Origin of the sequence: Photobacterium makurazakiensis (assembly GCF_050336715.1) — a bacterium.
Taxonomy (GTDB): Bacteria; Pseudomonadota; Gammaproteobacteria; order Enterobacterales; family Vibrionaceae; genus Photobacterium; species Photobacterium makurazakiensis.
Genome location: NZ_JAKJSJ010000016.1, coordinates 107,882 through 133,275, shown reverse-complemented (window position 1 = coordinate 133,275; position 25,394 = coordinate 107,882). Strand labels below are relative to the sequence as shown.

At 42.1% G+C, this 25,394-nt stretch carries 17 protein-coding genes; 6 read left to right on the top strand and 11 right to left on the bottom strand.

What is annotated here, in order from left to right; genetic code table 11:
- Window positions 1-371: 371 nt before the first annotated feature.
- From putP to L4D09_RS08360, 4 genes are all read right to left on the bottom strand, one after another.
- A complete protein-coding gene (gene putP, locus L4D09_RS08375) occupies window positions 372-1,868 on the bottom strand; it encodes a sodium/proline symporter PutP (RefSeq protein ID WP_428457037.1) in 1,497 nt (498 codons plus the stop codon).
- 124 nt (window positions 1,869-1,992) lie between these two features.
- Complete coding sequence (locus L4D09_RS08370; RefSeq protein ID WP_428457036.1) at window positions 1,993-2,685, bottom strand: aldehyde dehydrogenase family protein; 693 nt, start codon at window positions 2,683-2,685, stop codon at window positions 1,993-1,995.
- Between the two features lie 28 nt (window positions 2,686-2,713).
- On the bottom strand, window positions 2,714-5,851 hold the full coding sequence (gene putA, locus L4D09_RS08365) for a bifunctional proline dehydrogenase/L-glutamate gamma-semialdehyde dehydrogenase PutA (protein WP_428457035.1): 3,138 nt from the start codon (window positions 5,849-5,851) through the stop codon (window positions 2,714-2,716).
- A gap of 402 nt (window positions 5,852-6,253) precedes the next feature.
- Complete coding sequence (locus tag L4D09_RS08360; protein ID WP_428457034.1) at window positions 6,254-7,042, bottom strand: helix-turn-helix domain-containing protein; 789 nt, start codon at window positions 7,040-7,042, stop codon at window positions 6,254-6,256.
- A 563-nt stretch (window positions 7,043-7,605) separates the two neighbouring features.
- Between L4D09_RS08360 and L4D09_RS08355 the strand changes: the two genes are divergently transcribed.
- From L4D09_RS08355 to L4D09_RS08345, 3 genes are all read left to right on the top strand, one after another.
- On the top strand, window positions 7,606-8,571 hold the full coding sequence (locus L4D09_RS08355) for an AEC family transporter (RefSeq protein ID WP_428457033.1): 966 nt from the start codon (window positions 7,606-7,608) through the stop codon (window positions 8,569-8,571).
- Window positions 8,572-9,411: 840 nt separating this feature from the next.
- A complete protein-coding gene (locus L4D09_RS08350; protein WP_428457032.1) occupies window positions 9,412-10,122 on the top strand; it encodes a helix-turn-helix transcriptional regulator in 711 nt (236 codons plus the stop codon).
- 148 nt (window positions 10,123-10,270) lie between these two features.
- The gene (locus L4D09_RS08345) at window positions 10,271-10,441 is read left to right on the top strand and encodes an addiction module component (protein WP_428457031.1); all 171 of its coding nucleotides are present in this window, start codon (window positions 10,271-10,273) and stop codon (window positions 10,439-10,441) included.
- A gap of 44 nt (window positions 10,442-10,485) precedes the next feature.
- Here the strand turns inward: L4D09_RS08345 and pdxH are convergent, their stop codons facing one another.
- A complete protein-coding gene (pdxH, locus tag L4D09_RS08340; protein ID WP_428457030.1) occupies window positions 10,486-11,121 on the bottom strand; it encodes a pyridoxamine 5'-phosphate oxidase in 636 nt (211 codons plus the stop codon).
- 167 nt (window positions 11,122-11,288) lie between these two features.
- Between pdxH and L4D09_RS08335 the strand changes: the two genes are divergently transcribed.
- From L4D09_RS08335 to L4D09_RS08325, 3 genes are all read left to right on the top strand, one after another.
- Window positions 11,289-13,115: an ATP-binding protein gene (locus L4D09_RS08335; RefSeq protein WP_428457029.1), complete on the top strand. Its 1,827-nt coding sequence runs from the start codon at window positions 11,289-11,291 to the stop codon at window positions 13,113-13,115.
- A complete protein-coding gene (locus L4D09_RS08330) occupies window positions 13,112-14,443 on the top strand; it encodes a sigma-54-dependent transcriptional regulator (protein ID WP_428457028.1) in 1,332 nt (443 codons plus the stop codon). Before L4D09_RS08335 ends, L4D09_RS08330 begins: the two co-directional genes overlap by 4 nt.
- A gap of 342 nt (window positions 14,444-14,785) precedes the next feature.
- The gene (locus L4D09_RS08325; protein WP_428457027.1) at window positions 14,786-16,729 is read left to right on the top strand and encodes an EAL domain-containing protein; all 1,944 of its coding nucleotides are present in this window, start codon (window positions 14,786-14,788) and stop codon (window positions 16,727-16,729) included.
- A gap of 65 nt (window positions 16,730-16,794) precedes the next feature.
- Here the strand turns inward: L4D09_RS08325 and L4D09_RS08320 are convergent, their stop codons facing one another.
- From L4D09_RS08320 to L4D09_RS08295, 6 genes are all read right to left on the bottom strand, one after another.
- The gene (locus L4D09_RS08320) at window positions 16,795-18,450 is read right to left on the bottom strand and encodes a flagellar assembly protein A (protein ID WP_428457026.1); all 1,656 of its coding nucleotides are present in this window, start codon (window positions 18,448-18,450) and stop codon (window positions 16,795-16,797) included.
- Window positions 18,451-18,611: 161 nt separating this feature from the next.
- Complete coding sequence (locus L4D09_RS08315) at window positions 18,612-19,013, bottom strand: hypothetical protein (RefSeq protein WP_428457025.1); 402 nt, start codon at window positions 19,011-19,013, stop codon at window positions 18,612-18,614.
- 306 nt (window positions 19,014-19,319) lie between these two features.
- A complete protein-coding gene (locus L4D09_RS08310; RefSeq protein WP_428457024.1) occupies window positions 19,320-20,060 on the bottom strand; it encodes a phosphatase in 741 nt (246 codons plus the stop codon).
- 27 nt (window positions 20,061-20,087) lie between these two features.
- On the bottom strand, window positions 20,088-22,169 hold the full coding sequence (locus tag L4D09_RS08305) for a tRNA(Met) cytidine acetyltransferase TmcA (protein ID WP_428457023.1): 2,082 nt from the start codon (window positions 22,167-22,169) through the stop codon (window positions 20,088-20,090).
- Window positions 22,170-22,262: 93 nt separating this feature from the next.
- Window positions 22,263-23,237, bottom strand: a complete 975-nt coding sequence (locus L4D09_RS08300; RefSeq protein WP_428457022.1) for a ParB/RepB/Spo0J family partition protein — start codon at window positions 23,235-23,237, stop codon at window positions 22,263-22,265.
- Between the two features lie 6 nt (window positions 23,238-23,243).
- Window positions 23,244-24,458, bottom strand: a complete 1,215-nt coding sequence (locus L4D09_RS08295) for an AAA family ATPase (RefSeq protein ID WP_428457021.1) — start codon at window positions 24,456-24,458, stop codon at window positions 23,244-23,246.
- Window positions 24,459-25,394: the final 936 nt, after the last annotated feature.

The following is a 25,394-nucleotide window of genomic DNA, read 5'->3' as shown; positions in this document are numbered from 1 at the left end:
ACATTATACTTATTTATTGTAAATGCTATTTACTTACCCAACATCAGCACAAATTATTTTAATAACAATAAGTTAAATCTTAATAAGACACATAAAACATGTATTTAAACTCATTTATATATGTTCAAAAAGCCATTTAGACACAAAATATTACACTTTGCGTGACTGTGAGCTTGTTAATGATTGTAAGGTATTATTTACACTTGCTTGTTTTTAAACCAACTCAGTCATAGCTGGTTTGACTTAACGATGGTAAGCGTTAAGACCATCGCCAAAAGTCGCAGTAAGCCGTTCTCACCAAGTTAACCGCATAAAAAAACGGCTTCTTATACTAAGAAGCCGTTTTGAGTTAATCGATGATTAAGCCGTGTTTATTTAAATTCGACGAGATTTTTCTCGTAGGTATCAAATTGCGCCTTAACTTCTTTTGAAGCACCGCCCGTCATTTTACTGATTGAGATAATCGCAACGGTAGCAAAAATAAAGCCTGGAACGATTTCGTATAGATCGAAAATACCACCAGTTAATTGCTTCCAAATAACCACTGTCATTGCACCAATCACAATACCCGCGAGTGCGCCGTTACGGTTCATGCCTTTCCAGAACAAGCTAAGCAACAGTGCTGGGCCAAATGCCGCACCAAAACCTGCCCACGCATAAGACACTAAGCCAAGTACGGTGCTATCTGGGTTCATCGCAAGTAGTAATGCAACAACCGACAAACCAACAACTGCGTAGCGGCCCACTTTCACGATTTCTTCAGAAGATGCTTCTGGACGGAAAACCTGCTTATAGAAATCTTCCGCTAACGCAGATGACGATACCAATAGCTGTGAATCAGCAGTACTCATAATCGCCGCTAGGATCGCGGCCAGTAAGATACCCGCAATTACAGGGTGGAACATTGAGTTAACCAGCAACATAAAGATACGTTCGCCATCATCAAGGCTGCCCGCTAGCTGATTATCAACATATAAAATACCGACTAGGCCAACCAGAACTGCACCTGTCATTGATAACGCAGTCCATCCAACCGCGATACGACGTGCTGTTGCAATATCAGCATTGCTACGCGTTGCCTTAAAACGAGCAAGAATATGTGGCTGACCAAAATAACCTAAGCCCCACGCCGCTAGTGAAATAATTGCAATCGCCGATAGAGGCGTACCTTTCACATCATTAAACAGGGTTAATAGCTCTGGGTTCTTCGCTTCTAACGCCGTCGTTAGATCTCCGACACCACCGTTCATTGCCGCAATCGGTACAATCAATAGCGCCGCTGACATCAATAGTCCCTGTACTAAATCGGTCCACGCTACCGCTAGGAAGCCACCAAATAGGGTATAAGAAACTACACACACCGTACCGATAATAACCGCAGTGGTATAATCTAGGCCGAAGACGGTTTCAAACAGTTTACCGCCAGCAACTAAACCTGAACTGGTATAGAAAAGGAAAAACAGCAAAATAAAGAAGGCTGAAATAGTTTGGATCAGTTTAGATTTATCATCAAAACGGCGAGCTAAGAACTCAGGCAATGTCAGTGCATTATCTGTCGTAATACTGTAAGTACGCAGACGCTTTGCACAAATTAGCCAGTTTAGCCATGTGCCAACAAGCAAGCCACCCGCAAGCCATAACGACTCGATACCAGCGGCATAAGCATAACCTGGCAAGCCAAGTAGTAGCCAACCACTCATGTCAGACGCCCCTGCTGAAAGCGCAGCAGGCCAAGGGCCAAGTGTACGTCCACCTAAGAAATAGTCCGCTGAATTTGATGTACGTTTATAGGCAATATAGCCAATCGCGAGCATACCGATCAGGTAAGCGATAAACGTGCCTGTAATAGCAAAGCTATTCTCTATCATTTTTGAGTTCCCTCACTTGGTGCCCCTGTTCATTGCAGGGGCTTTTGGTTATGTGCTGATAATCAGCATGGCTGCTAGTCCATCACAGGGCAGAAGTACATTTCCGCCCTGTGTAGCAGCTAGGTTAGTGTTCTTCACCACTCCCCAATTCCAACAGTGTGGCATTACCGCCGACAGCTGTGATATTGATGGTTCGCGTCCTTTCAGTTACAAAACGCAGTGAATACGTAGGGCTACCAATCACAGGTAAACGAATCTGATCAGTCTCGCTGATCAATTGCGCTAATAACCCGTCACGGGCAGCTAGCTGGCGAGCTAACGCCTGAGCTGTTGAAAGTTTGCCGGTATAAGCCACGCCAGCAATCGCAGTGTGGCTTACAAGATCGGCAAGCTGATCGTTATTAATGGCGGTGATCACCCCGCCAGCACAACCGCTTTGCTCCAGTTGTGTTATGAGTTCCTTCGCCGAAGTGACAAAGTCAGCAGGCAAACAAACAAATACGGTATTACCCGTCACCAATGCCGCCGCTATCTGTCCAAGCACAGCAACAAGTGAAACATCATTATCTGCCGTCACGACAAACATCCCACGCCCTGCACAATACAGCTCGTTGGTTTCGCCTGTTGGCCCTGGCATCAATTCAACGGTCGCAACATGCTCTAGGGCATTACGACACTGAAAATCCACCATGGCACGGCACTCTGGCGACAGTTGATCGGTCCAGTGGCGCAAAATACGTACACGCGCTTCGTAGCCAAGATTGTTCCAACCTTCCCATGCTGCCGAGCTTGCTTTTACCAATGTTTGAATCGTCATGATCACTCCTTAATTATTCTCGACAGCCTTAAGCATTAACTACATCTTGAGTAAAGCGGTATAGGTAGTGTGGACCACCGGCTTTAGGGCCTGTACCAGATAGCCCTTGTCCGCCAAACGGCTGCACACCAACCACAGCACCGACCTGATCGCGGTTGATGTAGCAGTTACCGACACGCGCACGGCGCTCAATATGACTATAGGTACGCTCATTTCGGCTATGCACGCCGAGGGTTAGACCAAAGCCTGTGTGGTTTATTTGGTCAATGACCTGATCAAGCTCAGTGGCTTTAAAACGCACAATATGCAAAACAGGACCGAAGTTTTCATTCTTAAGGACATCAATCGAAGGTATTTCAAAAGCAGTTGGGGCAACGAAATCTCCCGCTTGGCAGCTTTCATCGACTTTAGCCTGCGCAACCAAGGTGGCTTGGTTTTTGAGAGATTGAATGTGGGTTAGCAACTTGTCACGGGCAGCGACATCAATCACAGGGCCAACATCGGTACTGTGCAGTTCTGGACGACCTACAGACAGCTCAGCCATTGCTCCTTTGATCAAACCAATAATGCGCTCGGCAATATCTTGTTGAACAAACAGCACACGCAATGCCGAACAGCGCTGACCCGCCGACGCAAAGGCAGAGCGAACGACATCACGAACAACCTGCTCTGGCAGTGCCGTACTGTCAACAATCATGGCATTCTGTCCACCCGTTTCAGCAATAAACGGTACTGGTGCACAGTCACGAGCAACAAGCGTACGATTAATACGTTGAGCGGTTTCCGTCGATCCCGTAAACGCCACGCCAGCAATACGCAGATCTGACGTCAATGGCGTACCAACAGTTTGCCCTGTTCCCGGCACAAACTGAATCACCCCCGCAGGAACACCGGCTTCCAACAGTAACTCAATCGCACGGAAAGCAATTAATGATGTTTGTTCAGCCGGTTTTGCTACCACGGTATTACCAGCTGCCAATGCAGCACTCACCTGACCAAGGAAGATAGCCAGCGGGAAGTTCCACGGACTAATACAGGCAAATACGCCCCGACCTTGATAGGTTAACTGTTGGGTATTACCGTCAAAACCAACCAGTGTTTTAGGCTGCACAAATTCATTTGCGGCCTGATCGGCATAGAAACGACAGAAATCGACGGCTTCGCGGATTTCGTCAATACTATCTTGAATGGTTTTACCCGCTTCACGGTGGCATAACGCCACAAGCTCCCCCATGTTTACTTCAAGCAAATCAGCAGCTTTCAATAAGCACTCAGCGCGCTCTGTCGCTGGTCGCTGCGACCACCCTGGGTACGCTTGCACCGCCACATCAATGGCATCAACGACAAGTTCTGCACTTGAAAAAGAAACACTCCCCACCGACTCACGACGGTCATAGGGAGCAGTAACCGGGTAAATATCAGCCTCTGTGTTCGCAACAACTTTACCGTTAATTAGAGGACCAGCCTGCCATTGGTGATCTTTAAAGGTCTGTACTGATGCGGAAAACGCCGCCCACTCTGATTCAATTTCAATATTGATCCCCAGTGAGTTTTTACGCTCTTCACCGAAAATTTTCGGCGGCAGTGGGATCAACCCATTATTGAGGCTCGGGCGAGATAGTAATGTATCGACCGGATGCTGAGTCAAGCTCTCAACCGGACAGTTAGCATCAACCAAACGGTGGACAAAAGAGCTGTTGGCACCGTTTTCCAATAGGCGGCGCACCAAATATGGCAGAAGATCTTTATGGCTACCGACTGGCGCATAAATACGCACATTGGTCTGATGCATCTCCATAACATGGTTATAAAGCGCATCCCCCATGCCATGCAGCCGTTGGAATTCAAAATTACGGTTACTACCCGCCATCGCGACGATCGCAGATACCGTATGGGCATTATGGCTCGCAAACTGCGGGTAAATCAGCCCTTTAAGGTGTTCAGATAATAGAAAACGTGAACACGCCAAGTAAGACGTATCTGTTGCTTCTTTACGGGTAAAGACCGGATAGTCTGCATAGCCACTTTGCTGAGACAGTTTAAGTTCACTATCCCAATACGCACCTTTTACCAGGCGCAATGGGATCACATCACCCTGCTCTTTCGATAATGCTGCCAGCCATGCCAATACTGGTAAAGCGCGTTTTGAATAAGCTTGGACAACCAGACCGAAGCGACCCCAGCCTTTTACCACATCAGAACGGTACAACTTTTCAAACAGCTTCAGTGATAATTCAAGACGATCCGCTTCTTCGGCATCAATCGTAATACCAACATTAAGCTCACGTGCACGCTTCAATAGCGACAAGACATCATCGTACATTTCATCAAGCACACGGTGCTCATTTGCCACATCATAACGAGGATGCAAGGCTGAAAGCTTGATAGAAACAGTCGGATCTGGCGAGCGGGTATTACTGCCTTTATCACTGCTATAACTATCACGGCCAACGGCCTCAACAGCCATCACATAGTCTTTGAAATATTTTTGAGCATCCTGCGTGGTAAGCGCTGCTTCACCCAACATATCAAATGAATAGGTAAAGCCCTGATCGCGCTTGGACTTGCCATTCTTCATTGCTTCAGCAATGGTACGGCCAAGTACAAATTGGTGGCCCATGATTTTCATTGCCTGATTCATTGCTTGGCGAATAACCGGCTCAGACATCTTATTCACTAGACGGTTAATCACATGACTAGGGGCACCATCTTCTTTGGCGTCCATTGTCACGACCTTCCCCGTTAGCATCAACCCCCATGTAGAGGCATTCACAAACAGTGAATCAGAACTTTTTAAGTGTGATTTCCAATCAGCCACGCTGAGCTTGTCACGGATCAGTGCATCGGCCGTCGCAGCATCTGGAATACGCATCAATGCCTCAGCTAGGCACATCAGCAAAATACCTTCTTTGGTATCAAGACTATATTCAAGCAACAGTGCATCAATCATCTGAATGGCATTTTGATCTGCTCGTACCCGTTCAATCAGGCTAGCAGCCTGCTCACTGGTATATTGCCTTTCTTGTTTGGTTGGTTCTGCCAATGGAATGAGTTGCGTCAACCATTGTGATTCATCAATGGCATAAAGAGGTGAGATAGTCGACCAAATCTCACTCAGTGGACGCTCAATAAATGTAGGCTGAAGTACATCTGCCGCATTGAACATAGTTTTTCCCTCAATAATGAACCCGATCCAGTTAGCAGCAGAAATATTCGCTGTCTTCCCTCTAGCAGGTGGAATGTTGCAAGCGTGTTACTGTTGAGGGGATTCTATTTTCCACAGCTCAGATAGTCTTGCTGTATTCTCCGATAATTTTTAGTAAAAGTCCGTATTTTAACAAAAATAGAGGTCGGTTTTTCAAAAAAAACACATTTTCACACAACGGGCATACTATAGAGCAAAAAAATCACACTAAAAAGAATCGTAAAATGGATAACAAAATAGGAGCAATGATCAAGGGAGAGAATAAAATGGGAGGTGATGAATTTAGATAAGTGGCTTGTTATGAAAAGGCGTTTATAAGAAGAGGTGATAATTCACATAAGCCACTGAATATAATTTAATTTATCAACCAATGTTGTCTTTTCGATATCGCGCAGGTGGCTTACCGTGTAAACGAGTAAATACTTGCGTAAAGCTACTTTGGCTCGCGAAACCAGTACTTTGTGCCACTTGGGCAATACTTAGCTGTGAGTCTTCGATCAGATCTTTGGCTAACTCTAAACGTTTTTTCAAAACATACTGATGTGGCGTGACACCTGTTTGTTCTTTGAACAAATAATGAAATTGACTTTCGCCTAGAAAGACCAAACCAGCCAACTGTGTTACCGAAATTTTACGAGTTAGATGCTGAATAATGTATTGATCGATACTATCCATATTCAACCGGTGCGTTTGTTTATCACCATTTAGCGGTTTAAAATGACGATGCAATACGCACATTAACGTATCAGTGCACGCTCGACTTAAAAGAAGATCATCTGGGTGTGCCATCATTTCTGCGGTAAGCGCTTGAATCAAGCTTTGTGCTTGCCTATCAAGATGAAAATAGCCTGACTGCTCAAATAACCGCAATATATTGTCAGAAGTATAAGCCGGTTGAAACTGATCGGTAGGGACATTCATCACCAGTATTTCATTGTTCCCAACCCCCGAAAATGCATGCTCCGAATCAGCGGTAACAAGGCAACCTTGGCCAGGGCAAACTAAATTTCCGACGCCTTCAATATCAAATTCTGTTTGGCCAGATAGTCCAATCACCACTTGATTATAACCGTGATTATGGTGATCCATCTGCTCCGGTAATTTGACGATTTCGGAAGGTTTGATGATCGGTGAGTTTAGCTTATCTTTCATGCTAAAAAACCAGAAGAAAGGTGATGTAATACATAAGGGGAATAATACCACATCCAAGGCAAAGAGATAATAATGGAACAATGATCAAGAGTGACTAAGTTACGGAGAGTGTTATTTCAATTAAAAATTGATGTGATAAAAGCCATTTTCCTGCTCATAGCCCGATCTGTTTAAGTTAATTATTATTGATGAGCAAAACCAGCGGAGAGTAACACAGCCTAAAACCATCATTATTATTCTTTACTTTCAATACATTAAGTTAATACTCAAGAAATAAAGGACCATCAAAAATCAGATACCACAAAGATCACACCTTGATCATCGTTCTGAATGAAACGATGATCAAAAGAAAGATCCGTCTTGATCATTGTTCCAGTTGAACTTACAACTCCCGTCATCTATTCACCCTTGATCATAGTTCCAGTAAAAATCAATACGTTAGTCGTATCCATGTCATCCTTTCATGAGTGTTTATAGTCGTTAATATATTAATTTGTTTATAACGCTGACACCTAAGTACTTTATTATGTTACAAATATTATTCTAATTAAGGATAAATATTCATGAACGAATTTCTCACACAACTTCAATACTCATTTTCGATCACCGGGCCAATTTTTCTCATGCTCGGACTCGGGGTCTACCTACGCCGCATCGGCATGCTGAATGATGCATTTATTGAAATTGGTTCAAAACTGGTCTTCAGCATTACATTGCCAGCAATGCTATTTTTGAGCGTTGCAAAGGCAGATCTACAACAGCTAACCAATTTACATCTGTTTGGTTTTGCTATTATGGCCAATATCGCTGTCTTTGTAATTTTTGAGTTAGTCACGCCTTTTATTATAAAAGATCGAGCTGACACAGGGGTTGTCGTACAAGGAGCGTTTAGAGCAAATACGGGAATCATTGGCTTAGCCTACGTCAGTAATGCATTTGGTAACGATGGCCTCGCCGTTGGTTCACTGTATGTTGCAGTGGTGACTGTACTTTATAATATTTTGGCGGTGATCACGCTTACACGTTCGAACCCATCCCAACAAGAAAAAGGGATTGGTGTAAGTTACTTCATTCGCTCCATCATCAAAAATCCACTCATCATCAGTATTGCGCTCGCTATTCCCTTCTCTTTTTTTCAAATACCACTGCCACACCTCATCACGCAATCAGGAGGCTACTTTGCCGATATGACCTTACCACTTGCCTTGCTGTGTACTGGCGCAAGCCTTGATTTCAAGCAATTACGTCATGATTCTAAAAGTACGCATTTCTCTAGCTGTGGCCGATTAGTTATCGCACCGTTATTGATTACCGCTACAGGGTATTTCATGGGGTTTCGAGAGCTGGAATTAGGGGTTATTTTCCTAATGAGTGCAGCACCTACTGCAGCAGCAAGCTATGTAATGTCGAGAGCGATGGGGGCAAATGCAATCCTAGCAGCTAATATTATCGCAATAACAACGTTAGGGTCGTTATTCACATCAAGTTTGGGAATTACCTTACTCAAAACCTTTCATATTGTATCTTAGCTAAGATTATTTATTAATTTGAATAAAACCACTTTATTAAATAATCCTATAAATAAAGTGGTCAATGACCATTTATTAGCATATTTTTTGACTATTTAACCCTCTGATAATTATCAAACCAGCTAATTACTCGTGGTTATCATGGTTATTAGCATTTCATTATGTTGGTCTACCAAAATATTCTAGTGGTAGACCAAAAGAAGCAAGGTAATATAAATGCTGTCATGCACGCGCCTGCATAACTAGACAAATTATTCATGACAAATTTACAAAAAACCAAAAACAGAAGACATATTTAGCTTCGTCAGCTTATACCTATTTTATGACATACACTCAAATTGAATAATACTGCACAAACAACGAATATCTTATCTTCACAAGTCACTAAATTTTGCAGTGTGATTAATCTAACTACGAGATAAATACCGCGCCTAATCCCTTTTGGGTATAATTCACATATGTTTTATATTGTCAATAGGTGATTTCCCCCCTTACTTGATTAATCCGACTACGTTATAGTACATCCCGTAAACAGAGAACGGGTTCACCCCACTCTGTTTACAGTATCCAGCAATGGATATATTCCAAGCAAGCTAGCCTTAACTATACACCCTCATACTTAAGGCATATGAGTTTGATTGGATACCTCTTCTACACGTCGTACAGGATTGTGCTCTTAGGAGTCTAACTCTTGTCTTTGCCGACCTATATAGGTCGGCTTTTTTTTATTCTTTTTTACAATTATGCCCAAAAAACCGTCATTGAGATATTGTAACCTCTGTATATTCATTTAGACTTTGAATTATAAATAATTAAGCCAATCTATTTAGGCAAATAATAGTGAAAGATAAAGTCGACCCATCCTTATTACATATATTCAACCAATTGCCAGGATGCTGGGGATGTAAAGATAAGGATTCTGTCTTTGTTTATGCCAATGCCGAGTATGGCGAAATTATAGGGGTTGAACATCACCTTGATTGTATTGGCCGTACCGATTTTGATATGCCGAGCCCAACAATAGAATGTGCGGAGTCTTTTCAAGTTCAAGATAACCTTGTTATGAGTTCGGGTAAAAGGCTACGTGTTCTTGATATTCATCCTTATTCGGATGGTAGTTGGCGTGCACACTTATTCACGAAGACACCTTGGAAAAATGATAATAACGATGTTGTTGGTACCATATTTTCTGGTGTTGAGCTCAAAGACACAGCAGTATTAGAAGTCGGTCATTGGATCTGTCGAGCAGCAGGCATAGATCCAAAAGAACAAGCATCCTTCAATCTTGATTTAAACCATCAAGCAATCAACTTAAACACTCGAGAATCTGAAGTCTTGTTTTTGCTGCTGTATGGTAAAAAACCTCAGTATATCGGGAAGGTACTCGGCGTTTCCGTTAAAACCGTAGAAAACTATGTCATTAGGCTTAGAGAGAAGTTTAATGCGAACTCTAAAAACGAACTGCTAGATATCGCACTTGACCTTGGTTTTGGCTCGCACATTCCCGAAAGTATGCTAAATCGACAACTATCTGTAATCCTTAAAGAATAAACCTTATGGGGGTTAATGAATTCTTAGTTTACGATTTTTAATGGCTAACTCGGTTTTCAGATCAAATTTAGAGCGGCCTCACTTCCTTATAATCCGCTCAGATTTGATTAAGTCGGTCTCTATTTACCGTACTTTTACTGGAAATATTATGAAACCATTTAGCATCACCTACGTTGTACACCCTCACTTCAATATTCCTTGCAGGTATGAAATCCAAGCAGATAACGAAGTAGAGTCTATCGAGCATGCCGAAAAAGCCTTGAAGGTGCGTCACCCAGAAGGCATAAGCATAGTGACAAGCCATTTAATGGCAGCATAGCAACAAATAAAAAAAGCAGCTTAAAGCTGCTTTTTTTATTTTCTCTACGGAGCAAGACGATCGATATGCCACCCATCGCTATCTCGGGTAAACAAAAAGCGATCATGAAGGCGATTCTCCCCTCCTTGCCAAAACTCAATCGATTCCACTTTCACCCGGTATCCACCCCAAAAAGAAGGTAGCGGTATTTCTCCCTGTGAAAATTTCTGCTTCAACTCCAAAAATTTACCTTCAAGTGCCTGACGAGCCGAAATTCGACTACTTTGCTTGCTCGCCCAAGCTGCAATCTGGCTTTCTTTTGGACGTGAAGAAAAATACTTCATCACTTCAAGCTTTGATAACTTTTCGACGGTACCCGTAATATGTACCTGACGCTCAATCGCATGCCAAGGAAAGTGCAGGCTAATTTTACTATTCCCCTCTAGCTGCCCAGCCTTACGGCTACCAAGGTTGGTATAAAAGACAAACCCTTCTTTATCAAAGTGCTTTAACAACACAATACGCTGATAAGGCTGCCCTTTTGCATCGACGGTTGCAACAGTCATTGCCGTTGGGTCAGTCAAGTTGGCATCAATCGCTTGCTTCAGCCACTTATCAAAAAGAACTTCAGGCTGCTCAGGCAAATCATGACGACGTAAGCCGCCGCGCATATAGTCACGACGAATATCAGACAATTCCATTGTTATCTCCGCTTATAGTACTTATCGCTAACTCGCAAAGTGTGCGCTTAGTCTTAACGAAACTCAAGTAATATACCCAAGTCATAACGTGACGCCACGACTCTGCTACCGAGTTCGATTTTTATTTTAAGTAAATTTGCTACATTAGCAAAAAAATTGGTAACGCCATGACATCTAAAAAAAAGTTTATCGGCCTAGCAACCCTCATCGGTTTGATTAGTTCGACCCTGATCGCCTACTTAACCTACCTTCAAGCACAGCAGTACTTAACAGATAAACTCGTTAATGACGTCAACCAACTTGGTTTAAAGATTGATGCGCAATTAGAACGCTATAGCCAGCTACCAGAAGTACTTGCGAGTGATCCGCGGCTATTAACTCCACTGCTTGCCGATAGTAACGAACGCTATCTCGCTAATGACCAGTTTAAAGCTATCAATCAATTACTCGAGCAATGGAGTACGACCCTCAATGCCGATACCATTTACTTGATTGATTTAACTGGGACTACACTCGTGGCCAGCAACTGGAAACAGCCTAATACATTTGTAGGACAAAACTATCATTTCAGGCCATACTTTCAGCAAGCTGCAGAAGGTCAATTAGGGCAATATTTTGCGCTTGGTGCAAGTTCCGAAAAACGAGGGTATTATTTTTCGGCCCCTGTTATTTACAACAAAAAAATACTGGGCGTACTCACTATCAAGGTCGATTTATCACTAATTTCTGATATTTGGCAATATGAAGACATTGAATATGTCATCAGTGATACGGCTGGAATTGTATTTTATAGCTCGGAGCCAAGTTGGTTATACCATAGCCTCACCCGTTTAGACGATATAACCAAACAACACATCATCGCATCACGTCAGTATGGTAAAGCAACATTAGCACCACTGAGCGCTTATGATGATTTATCACAATTCGAAAACTTACAGACCTTACAACTCCAGTGGCCATCCCCTGCGGGTAACGCTGACTTTATGGCAGCGAAGCACAATATGGATAAAGCTGGCTGGCAAATTTATGGCTTTACCCCTCGGAGCCAAAGTGAAAAATTAATTTTTCAAGCCGTAATAATGTTCATTGTTGCTTATACATTACTCTGTTTTGCCATTCATTCTTGGTGGCAAACCCATCGCGCACGTCAAGCATTGGCGACACTGAATAGTAAACTTGAAAAGCGAGTATTGAAGCGCACTGAAAATTTAATGGAAACAAATGAACAATTAAAAGTGACGCTCAGACAATATGAACATAGCCAAGCCGAACTAAAGCAGACCCAAAGTGAATTAATGCAAACTGCAAAGCTAGCAATGCTCGGTGAGCTTTCTGCAAGTATAAACCACGAAATTAATCAGCCACTTGCCGCGATGAGAACATATGCAGAGAACACCCGAAAATTATTGCTCAAAGAACGTTATCAATCTGTCGCTGGTAACATTGAAGAGATCATTAAGCTCAATACCCTCGTCTCAGATATCATTGCTAGATTTAAAGTCTTTGCTCGCAAAGGAGTTGAACAAGGTAACACGCGCTACACCGTGGTAAACACAGCCGTTCAATCAGCCTTATCACTAGTAAGAAGCAGGTTAATAAAACAAGGTATTACTCTCCGCTTAGCTGAAATACGAAGCGATATTACGGTTAATATCGATGCGATTCAGTTTGAACAGGTACTTATAAATTTAATTCAAAATAGCATTCAAGCACTAAGCCACAGTGCCGATCCACAAATCGGTATTGAGTTTGATGTAGTAGGCGGCAGTCTCACATGCCGAGTGTGGGATAATGGCACAGGCCTTACAGAAGAGCAGATCACTCAGCTTTTTAACCCTTTCTATACCACTAAAAAAGATGGTTTAGGGTTAGGGCTGACGATTTCAAAACGTATTATTACTGCATATAACGGTACTTTAACAGCTGCCGCTCACCAAAATGGCGGGGCTGAGTTCATCATCACTTTACCAATATCAAACAAGGAGGTGCTATGACAATTCCAGTAATGTTCATTGACGATGAAAAATCTGTTCGCGAGGCACTGGGGCAAACCCTTGAACTTGAGGACTATCAGGTTAGCCTTTTTGCGAGCGCGAAGCCCGCTTTAGATAAGCTAACCACCAATTTTCAAGGCGTGATAATCACAGATATTAATATGCCCGGCATTGATGGTATTCAATGCCTAAAACAAGCCATGGCGATTGACCCAGAGCTGAGTATCATCATGCTGACAGGACACGGCGATATATCAATTGCCGTTGATGCGATGCGGCTGGGCGCTTATGATTTTTTAGAGAAGCCTTTTTCAACCGAGCATTTATTAGATGTTGTAAAACGCGCTGGAGAAAAACGTCAATTAGTATTAGAAAATCGTGAGCTTAGGCGTGAACTTGAAGTTCAGAGCGGCCCTGGCCCGCGTATTCTTGGTAATAGCCCGAGTATGAAACAACTTCGCCGAATGCTATCCCACCTGAGTCAATCTTCCGCACCGTTGCTAATTCATGGAGAAGCCGGTAATGGAAAATCACTCGTCGCCCGCTTTAGCCATGATCATAGCCCACGCCAAAATAAGCCCTTCATTACTGTTAATGCGAATACTGAAAACCCTCAGCAACTTGCTAACGATTTATTTGGATTCGATAATGGGCAACAATCTGTCGCAGGCTTATTCGAACAAGTACATGGAGGGACTCTGTATATCAAGCAGCTAGATAAACTTCCCGCCTCGCTGCGTGAAACAGTATTAGCACAGCTCGCTCAACTCAGCCAACCAGCGCAAGAATCAGCATCAACCACACCCGATGTACGTGTCATAGCATCCTTAACCGATGATAAAAAACATTTGTCTAACACCGATCCTTTTTATCAGGCGCTTTATTTCCAATACAATTTTGTCAGCCTTGAACTGCCGCCATTACGCCAGCGTCCCGAAGATATCATACTTTTGTTCCACAACTTCCTTCGAGCCGATTGCAGTCGCTTTGGTATTGAGCCCAGTATCGTACCGGCATCACTTGAGCATCAGCTGGTGAATTATTCCTGGTTAGGCAATGTAAGAGAGCTTCGAACCTTTACAGAACGTTTTATCTTGATGGGTGATCAAACAACATTAGATAAGCCAACATTTTCAAGTCAGAGAAAAGATATAAACACGAATTTGGCAGATAGAGTTGCCCAGTTTGAGTGTAAGTTATTACGAGACGCACTTAACCGCCATCATGGCCGTTTAAAAGACGTGCAACAAGAGCTTGGGTTAGCGAGAAAAACACTGTATGACAAAATGAAAAAATACGACATTGATAAAGTTGATTTTAAATCTTGAGTCTAAACACATTAAGACGTTGCCAAGTATTCAGAGCGAATGCTGATAGCCTCCGTGAAACTGAAAATGCCCGATCATTTACATCTATTCTTCGAAGTATCTTCCGTTTTTATGACTTTGCAGCGCATTACGCACCTATCATATAGGGTTATTTGTTAATTTAATGCAGTGAAATCAAATGTTTTACTGTGTGTTTCATCAGTGAAAGCCAATCTACATTGTTCATGTCGTCAGCATTGATTTCCTCAATACGCGATAAAAGCTGCTGCCGATTGATTGGCTTTAACTCTTACGATTAATTTAATCGCACCTTCCGTTTCTGATGATGATTGAGAATAACGAATGACAATATTTAGATATACCATCAGCTGGATATTCATATGCCTTGTTACAATATGGTTCTCCACCTCAACCGTTCACTTCATCATTTTACAGCAAGCTGTCAGCACACAAGCTAAACAAGACTTCAATGCTCAAGTCACGATTGCGGAGCTAAGTCTAGATACCGCTTATACCGATACTAAGACGCTGTCTGCAATTGACATCAATTCTGTTTTGTCAGGTATATTGTCAAACACTTCCCTCACGTTTATCCAAGTTATGCCTGAAGGGGAAGACACCAGTTATCGACAGCAGCTTAATGACTTCAATGATTTCCCTACTTGGTTTGTTACTCTTGCTAACCTGACACCGCTCACCACTGCACGTAAAATAACGGTAAATCAAGATAACGTTATTCATATCAACCTCGAAGCTTCAATACATCCGCAGCTTGAAGTGCTATGGCAAAGTACACTGCAATTTAACACCATCACCGTGCTTTGCTTTATATTGGTCTTCTCTCTTCTTGCTCTAATGATCAAACGTAAAAACCGCTCTTTAGTTTTTATCAGCGCACGAGCCAAAGATATATTAAATAACCAACCTTACTCCCCGCTATTGTTACCCTCGGACAAAGACACAAAGCTGATTGCAACAGCAATGAACCACCTTTATACCCAACTAGACTCTCACTTTAAATTGCAAGCCACAGAAGCAATCAAGTTAAAAGAGCAAGCGTACCGCGATAAAGTTTCAGGCCTTGGAAACCGTCACTACTTTATTAACCAACTCAATACTTGGATAGCAAGCTCGCCCAAAGGCGGGGTCGCATTACTCAAAACAACCTTAATTGATGATACCTACCAAAAGTATGGTTTCGACCATGGTGATAGTTTAGTTAAGCAAATCGCTGAAGAACTCAATAGCAATATAATTCATAGCGAGGTGAGCTTAGCAAGATTATCCTATGACGAATTTGCTGTACTTGCCCCGAATACAACAGCAAGTAAATTAAAAAGCATTGGTGAAAGTATGCTTACCGTGCTCAATAAAATCCAAGCTCAATCAGGAAACAACTCACCAGATTGTGCCCATGTTGGTCTGGTTTTAGCTGAGCGCGCAAATAACGCGAGCCATATTCTAGCTCAGCTGGATAATGTCTTGGCTCAGGCAGCATTGACTCCAGAGAGCCCTTTAGCCTTCACGCAAGAACCAGCAACCGATAATGCGTTTGGCAAACAGCAATGGAAGGCATTACTTATTGAAGCCATTGATAATGATTTATTCCAGTATCAGTACCAGCCCGTTTCATCAGATCAAGGAGTGATATTTCACTATGAAGTATTCACTGCTATTAATAAAGACAGTAAAAAATACTCCGCAAATCTGTTTCTAGGCGCGATAGAAGATCTTGGTGCAGGGATGCTTTTCGATCGTGAAGTTATCGCTAACTCTATTAATCGTCTTAATGCAGATAGTACGCTGGGTCCACTCGCGATCAATATTACGAACAACAGCGTAAGCGACCCTTCTTTTATTCGCTGGCTAAGTGAAATAATGGATCGCAATCAACGCCTGTCTGAACGCATCTTTTTTGAAATTCCAGAAGCTAGCTTTGTCCGCACCCCCGACTCATGCAGCTTACTATGTTCAGCGATCCGATTTTATAAGTTTCGCTTCGGGGTTGATAACTATGGACGATATTTCAACTCATTAGATTACCTCACAGAGTTTCGCCCTGATTACGTAAAAATAGATTTTTCTTACACTCATCAGCTAAATGATGAAGCTAAGAAAACGTTACTATCCTCGATTTCACGTAGTGCGCACAGCCTTAATATCGTCACAATTGCAACGCGAGTTGAAACTGAAACTCAACTCGAACGTCTAGCTGATCTATTTGTTAGCGGTTTTCAAGGTTATATCGTTGAAAAGAAATGTAGCAGATTAAACCAGCCCGCATAAATACGTGTAATGAAGAAATAGAAGGGTATTTACAGTGTAAATCGAAAATCAGTTTACACTGTAAATCACAATGGCTGACGCTGAAGTTCGTTATCTCGAATTTGAATTTTGGAAGGGCCGTGTTCTTGGTTAAGCGATAATTTTTCTTTTTCTAACTGTACTTTAACGCCACTGTGTATGCGTTTAAGTGCCGTAACAGACACAAGTCCCCTCAATTCATCAAATTCAGATTTCAACGTATCATATTGTTGTTCCCAATCAAGCAAACTACTTCGATGATGTATGGTGGCTTGTTTCACTTTTTCAACTAACTCAGCAGGACGCTTCTGTTGCGGGATTTTAAGCAACTTTAGTTGAGCTAGCCTTAACTGCTCAACCTTTACTGTCTCTTGCTCATAACCATCGGAAATCGCCTGTAACTGCTCAAGTAGATATTTATAACGGCCAAAAGCGATAATGGTTGTAGGCACTCCAGCAAGCGCACCGATATTCACGGCACGAACACTATAGCCAGCCTCAATATATCCCCCACTCAATGTACCATTTCGTTTAAGAGGGTCGATAACGACAACTTCACCTTGAGTTCGAATTACACAGTGAAGTGCATGCAATGAAAATGATACGTCTTGCCCTGCTTCTATTTCAGAAAACTGAGCAAACTTACTGGTTACCTTACCGCCAGCATGTAGATAACATGCAAGTGGACTTCCATCTTGTTTCCGACCAATGATACCTTTCATAATCGCAATATCACCACCGGCCTTCAGTTCAGCAAGCTCTACAAAGCCCGTCACCGTAATATTTCCAGTCGCACTAACCTTCATGCCAGGTGTGACATCCCCAGTAATAAAGACACTTCCATCGAAAGATATGTGGCCAGTTGAAACATTCACACCTTTTAAAGTGAGTGCATCATCAACTTTCATGCCTTTGTTCTTAATCACAGGAATACCGGCTTTAAGTGCCAATAAAATATTCGGATCACGCTCGCTTATTGCTGTCCCTTCTAATACGTCAAACTCAGCAGACTTACCAGGTATAGCGGCTAGCTCTTTACCATGCACATTATAACCAGGAGTACCCTGTGTCGAGGGGATACGTTGCATGATTGCCTGCCCCCCCTTCACGGTAATTAATTCACCGAGATCTCGCATATCGACTTTTCCGTCGTCTAGCTCTTGCGGTCGTAATATACGACGACCAACATCTTCAACAAGCGGCTTAAAGCGGGTATCAACCCCGTGCTCAGGCAAACGGCCAAACGCTACAGGGAGACTAATTTTCTGGCCTGCAGACAAAGATTGGGATTGTTTAATAATCTCTTGAAGTTGATTTTTGCGGATCCCTTTTACGATATGATTATCTTTAAGGGCTTCCAATAAAGCGGGGCCTGTTATCTTTTTACCACCGAAAGGGGCGATTACTGTTAACGAAGCTTTCATTAAATCAGCTTCAGTTTTAACGACATAAATCGCATCGCGCCGCTCGGCAACAATGATAGGTTTTAGGGTTTCAATAACATCGGTTTGGCCAGCGTTTATCTGGTTAATGACAGCAAGCGCCGAATCAATCGCACCTTCAAATAAATAAAACTGCGACGCACCTAACTTATCTAATTCAGAAAGAATAGAGTCACGTGACAAGTCATTTCCGCAAAAATCGGATACTGCGAGTAAAACAGACTGGCAATCGTCAGAGATTCGCAAAAATGGTGCTGTCATATCGACTCCTTTCGATACAAAACAAAACAATAATTACTCAGTAAAATAGAGCTAATTACAGCAAAATCAAAGCTATTGCTACAATAGAGCATTGTATCTTAGGCATGGTGAAAATTAATGACAGAACACTCAAATCTAAGAATTACGGTAATATAAAGCGATTAATCCAACACTAATGAATGCAGTTGATCCACAGACAGCCAGTTATTGGTAAGGAAACGGTACTGATAGTACTCTGGATTCTTCTTATTCACCGATGTATTATCCACTAAAAGCCCTCCCTCAAGTATCCCCAAAGGCTGAACAATAAGTTGGCAAGATGCGGTTATCGGTAGAACCTGCGTTGACTCTAAATACAAACAATGGCGTTTCAAGCGGTTGATTGACACTTTAATGCCCACTTCATGCATATCTATAGTTTTCGCTTCTTCTGTCTGCTGATAATACAGCCGCCCAGCAATTCCACCTCGTCCGACAGAAAAGCTACAATCATCATCTGAGTAATCTGCGGTTGTTTTGCTCAAATCGCGTTGAAAAAGCACTTGTGTCCGAATTAACGCCATTACTTCCCCTTAGCCAGTGTAACCAGCCTCAGAGACTAGGTGCTGGTGTTATACTCATAAAAACTATTGATTATACTTAACTTTAGTCGAGTTAAATTATTTGTCCAAACCATCAAATAGAATGCTATTCCGTATAATTATTTAATGCTCTTTTACATCGCTATTAGACAATAAATTTCGATTTACAGTGTAAATATTCGTTTAGGTGTGTATAGAAGAGAGGTAGGTAATGCTTTTTAATCCCCTACGCTAGACTAGCCATAGGGGAAGTAAGAAGAGCGAATACGTGAATTTACAGTGTAAATGTTAAAGGGCAGAAAAAGCATCCAAGTTTGAATTATTGCGTAGCTTAAGAAACTCAACAAATCGATTCGCGTTTGTTGTAACCACTCTCTCTTCCGGAAATTGTATTTTACTTAGTAATTCGGAAACTTGATCAAACTTACCCACATCATGAGCGAAATGCGCATCCGATCCTGTCGTCAACATCGCTCCAACTTCTTTCGCAACCAATGCGATTTGTTCACAGCGCGGCTTGCTACCAGCTCGTGAACCGACAAGCGATGAATTATTTATTTCGATTAATACATTAGCCTCAGCAGCAGCCGTAATAACCGTTTCAAAATCAAAGTCAAAATTAGGATTACCCAAATGACCAAGTGCATGAACCCGCCCAGAGGCAATTACATTTAATAATGCCTTTGTATGAGTTTGACGATCTGACGGACGAAAAACAGGCTCATGAAGACTAGCAAGCACCCAGTCTAATTGTTCAGAAATATGTGGTTGAAGATCTATCTCTCCATCTGAATTCATGATGTTCACCTCGACTCCTCGCAAAATACCAACACCGTGTAAAAATCGGGGCAAGATTCGTTGATTTGCAAAATGCCAGAAATGAGGAGAGCCCGGCATAGATGGCGCATGATCGGTTACACACATTAATGTAAGACCATGCTCAGCGGCCGATTGGGCATTTTCAAGTAACGTACTATAAGCATGCCCACTCGATACAGTATGCGTATGCGTATCAACGACAAATTTCATTTGATGCTCCTTGCTAAAAAACCGAAATTAAAAATGTTTGAAAAACCACTGACGCAGATGCTGCTCCGCTTCTTTATGGCTAGACAAATTAAACTCTTCACTAATATCACACCAAGATTTTCGTTGAATTACCTTGGCTACAACTAAATGAATCATTGGATCTGGTTTAACTGTTGCCGTTTTTAAATATCTCATTAACGCTAACGTTAACGAAGGCAATGCCAATTCATAGCCCAACCCACCTTGGCAATACAAAGACAACTGCTGGGACCAAACAGACTCTGGTAACGATAATTGCGTATCAAGATCTCGCGCGACAAGCTGATAAAGAGGCATAAAGAACGTGGTCGGTAACACCCCAAAACACTCATTAGCGTTATAATGAAAATTAACCGCAAATAAGTTTTCTGCTATTTCTGCCCACACTTTACTTTGGGCATTTAACGCTAAGATACATTGCAACGACTGATAGCCACTTGAAGCATCTTTCTTAATACCAAGTCGAACTGGCTGGTAACCCGCCTTGAGCCAAAAAAGGAATAATTCGGGAACATAGCCAAAACTGGTACCTAGATAATCAAAATTATCTTTAGCCCATGCGGCAGTATATTGAAGCAGACTAACACCGATACCTTGTTGCTGTAATTGCGGGTGAACCGCAATTCGCATAATTCGACCACAACGCTGAGTCGCACCTTGCTTTATACCTAAATGTGCAGCAACAGATTGGGCAAGTAAATGCCCCTTAATACGTCGTGTACCAAGTTGAACTTGCTCAACCAAGACCCCATCAAGCCCTCCCTCAGCCACGACAATACAACAGCCAACAACTATCTCGCCGTGAAACGCAGCAATAATACTTAACGCTTCATCATCGAGAATATTAACCAGATCAGCAGGGGATGTTTGGTAATGCGCATTAACCAAAAGACTAAATATTTGTTTAAGTAATGGTTCACAAGAAATCAGTAACTGTTTATCTACCAGCTTAAAAGCCAATTCTTGTTCAACGTTACAACAGAATTTTTCATCAAGTTCAATTAGGTCAGCATCAAACAACAACGCTTTAAACGTCCAATCTTCCAGCGGATCATTGTCAGCCCAGCGGATAGGCTGGTTTAATTCAATGCTACGCCATTGTGGCATTTTACTATCAAGTAACTGACGAAACTTAATAGCAAACCCCCGGCCTGTACCTTCATAACCATGAACCGTACTCGAAAAAACAATCCGATTAAATCGAGAAAGCATTGCTGACAGTAAAGGAGCCGGTATGGCAGCGGCTTCGTCAACAATAACGAAGTCTGCAACAATATCATTTGCTAACAATTGATCAGGTGAAACAAAAGTGATTTGACCTGAGCCAAGTGCTAAATGATTCTGCTTAGTAAAGGGGACATTAAAACGAGCAACAACATGCCTAAATAACGTTTCCGCACAACCATAAGAAGGGGCAGTAACCACAATCCGAATGTTGCGTTCTTCTAATAAGCTGGCTGCCGCTAACCCCATCGCTGCAGATTTACCACGCCCTCTATCAGCAGTAATGACAACAGGCCGTTTTCGATGACCCGTTACAACTCGGCGAACTGCAGTAATAGCGGCAGACTGACAAGCTGTTAATGAGCCGTAATTATCCCCAGAAAATTCAATTAAACTCTGTTTAGGTAAAGCTGGCAGCGTAGGTAAATCTTCATTTTGCTTCAGATAGACAACATTCTTATCTGAAAAAAGTTTACTCAGGCGATTGCGAAAAGCAGAACATTGAGTAGCGTTGAACTCATCGCCGACCATCAACAATAGAATTCCCCCACCAATAATGGTGCCAGATAACGCACCAAAAGCTTCTGCATCAAAGCCATTATGCATATTAAATATTAAGCATTGACATTCTTGACCCAGTTTTTGTTTGGCTTTTTTAGTGGGTATAAAAGGTATCTGATCAATAGCTTCACCACCACAGACGAGACTATTTGGTAATAACGACGCAAAGTGACGGGAAAGCTCAATCCCCCATTCTTGGTTACCTTGTGCAATAACAAGGTAGCGAATATTAGCGGTGGTCGCTTGATGAATTAACTGAGAGCAATAATGATGGATAGGGCTCATGGGATCACTCGAAAAAACAAGACTTGCGAATAATACCAATTTGACGGGGATGATGGCGAAAAAAAACCACGCTAAATAGCGTGGTTTAGAGGGTTACTTAAGATAATCAGCGAGGTACGCCAGAATTTCATCGGCTTGACGCTCAGATAACTTCTTCAGCTTAAGCTGGAGCTTATCACCATCTCGAGTATAGGAAATTTTCCCTTTAACTAACTCTTGCGATTTTGGCTTCTCTATTTCAACCTTAGGCTGAAGTGTTTCTCCCATTTGCTCCAACTTATTGGTCACTTCACGAGTAATACGTGTAATGCCTGAAGCATTGATGGATTTCCACATTGCTTCATCAGTATTAACCAAATCAGTAACAAATGTTTGCTGCAATTCTGGCGGTAAACCGAAAAATAAACGGTGGAGTTTTACAATCGTTGGGCGACCCAATTCACCAACGCTCGGGTAAGCCATCAACACTTCCATTGGTAATGCAGCGGCTTTTAACGCGCCGCTAACCAAAGCTTCACTGCACTGACAGTATTTAGCCAGCTCTTTTTGGTCAGATACTTTGCCAGATTCAAGCAATGCCTGCATTTCTTTACCACGCTCAAATAATGAAAGTGGCTTGTGTGCATTCGCAACATCAGAAAGAAACTTCGCGTGCTCGCTATTAATCCCTTTACCGACGTAGATTAAAAAATCTTTCTCGGCCAAGATACAAGACATGCGACGACGGCTACCGTCTAGTACCTCGATTTTGCCATCGTCTAGCCAGCGACCTACAGCAGGGTATTGCTGCCCACGATCTTTTAATGTTGTTAAAATATCGGCTAGAGCATGTTCATTTAGGAAGGCTTGCTCACGGGCATTTTCAGCAAATACTCGTGTTTTTCCCGAGACGTCACCGGCTTTTATTTTAACCAATTCAAAAGCGACGGTATCTTCACCTGCAACAGCAAGTTCAATGACAGAGGCCTTATCTTTTGCCGCCGTTTGCGCTTCTGCAGGGGTTGTAGCACGGCGTTTATCAGCCTTGCCGAACAGACGTGCATTAAGATCTGTTGTTTTTATTGCCATCTGTTTTTACTCCCGATTAAGGTTAGCCCAGTGGCTGTGCATCACTCGCTCAAGCTCTAGACCAACGCGTTGTATAGCTTCTTGTGCCGTTGATAGGGTTTTTTTACCCCCTTCAAATTCGGCTGCCGTAAGATCGAACACTGTACTATAAGTATCAGCACAAGTTTCAAAAGCACGGCTACGTGGAACGGTAGCCATCATAACTTGCTCACGTAACAAATAATTCATTTCCGTTAAAACAGAAACCTGCTTTTTATTATCATCTTCAAACATAGTTGGCATTAAACGAATAAACTCTAAGCCATGCCAGTTTTCAGGGAACATTTCGTAGACTGTCGGTAAATGCTGGAAGAAGTTAACCGTTGATGCCCAGTCTAATCGCTTCGCGGCACAAGGAATAATAAGCGCATTTGACGCGTACATTGCGTTCCAAACAAGCGGATCAATGTGCGGACCGGTATCTATCATAATGACATCAAATTCATCAGAGATAGCGTCAATAACACGCTCTTTTAGCAAGCGGACTATATCTAAATCTTGATTTACCGCTAAATCTTGCCAAGCATCGGCGTTAAACATTGCATCTTCAGGGAATGCAGAAATCGTTTTAAGATTAGGATATTGTGTTGGCATAACCACATTACCCATCAAGAAATCTTTATCAATTTCCTGGCCTTCCGGCACATTTCCCAACATAACATCGACAGCAGAATAGATATTTTCCTGCACACCGACACTAATTTGTGGGTTCAAAAATAGACGTAAAGAACCTTGAGGATCAAGGTCAATAAGACAAATACGGTAGCGTTTATCAAGATCCAACGCCAAACATGCCGCCAAATGTACCGCAGTCATCGACTTACCAGTACCGCCTTTTTGGTTTTGAACATTAACGACCCAAGGCTTTCGACCCGCCCCTTCACGTTCATAAAACGCGGGCTTTTTCGCCGCATCCATTAACTGATGCGCTTCATCCAAAGTGATCGAGTAGTGGTTGGCATTGTTTTTTGTGAATTGATGCCCAGTGGCTTCCATGCGAGAAATAGCATCATCAAGTTTGCGTCGAGTTAAACCAGATCGCGTTTCCATTAATGCTTTAGACATAGGAGGAAAAAGTTCCTCACGACGTTCTTCAAGAACTATCTCAATACGATCAGCCTGTACCTGCTTGGTTTGCTCTGCGATATTGAGCAAATTTTCAATCGTCTGTTCCCTATTCATTATATTTATTCGCCATTAAATAATTTACTCACAATTGTACAGCATAAAAACACTATAACAATAAAAAGCTGAACAAATCGATAAAAATTGAATCCACATCAATCCGTGTAAAACATACGTGTTTTATTACGCCATAGATTCAAACGTAATTCCAAGTAATGATAACGACAGCCCACTAAGCCGTGCTTAAATTTATCCGCAAATAAAAAGAAGAGAAGAGAAAAAAGTCCAAGCGTTAAACCAAAAATCAGACCAGAATTCGTTTATTTTTAGCCTCTATTTACCTTAATCAGGCCACAGATTTAAAGTGTTACAGCGTCACTATTTTACAATGTAAATTTCAATCCAGCCTTAAATCCTCGGAAGCGTGAAAAAAACGGATAGATTACGGGTTGTGTATTTTCAATAAAACAACGCTAGATCAATCAAAAAAAACAAAAGTAGGGTGAAAACCAATTTTTCATCAATTTCACTATGATCGAGCAACGATGATATCTTAATCATTTCAAAGATCAGCCTGAAACTAGTTAAACAACCATAAAATAATCGTTTTTCATTGAATAGAGCCAACAGTAGCTTGATCATTGTTCTGGGCACTACACAGAAACATCGAAACAATGATCAAGGTAATTATCAATGTAAATGGCGGATAGTCAGACTCAATAGAATCGAAAAATGAAAGGAAGAATGATCAAGGTGATGATCTGAATTCTAATTTTAAACCTGATCCTCACGGAAGCATGATGAAAAGCTGATAAATTACAGAGAATGCAGGTTCAATAAGGCTTTAGGCTGATTAAAAAGATAAAAAAATCACTGAAATCGACGATTCCAGGCCCCATAGTCAAAATATCAATCCTACAATCAATCACTTGATCATTGTTCCAAACCGGACACATGATAATAAGCCCTCGATATACGGGCAGTGTCATTCTC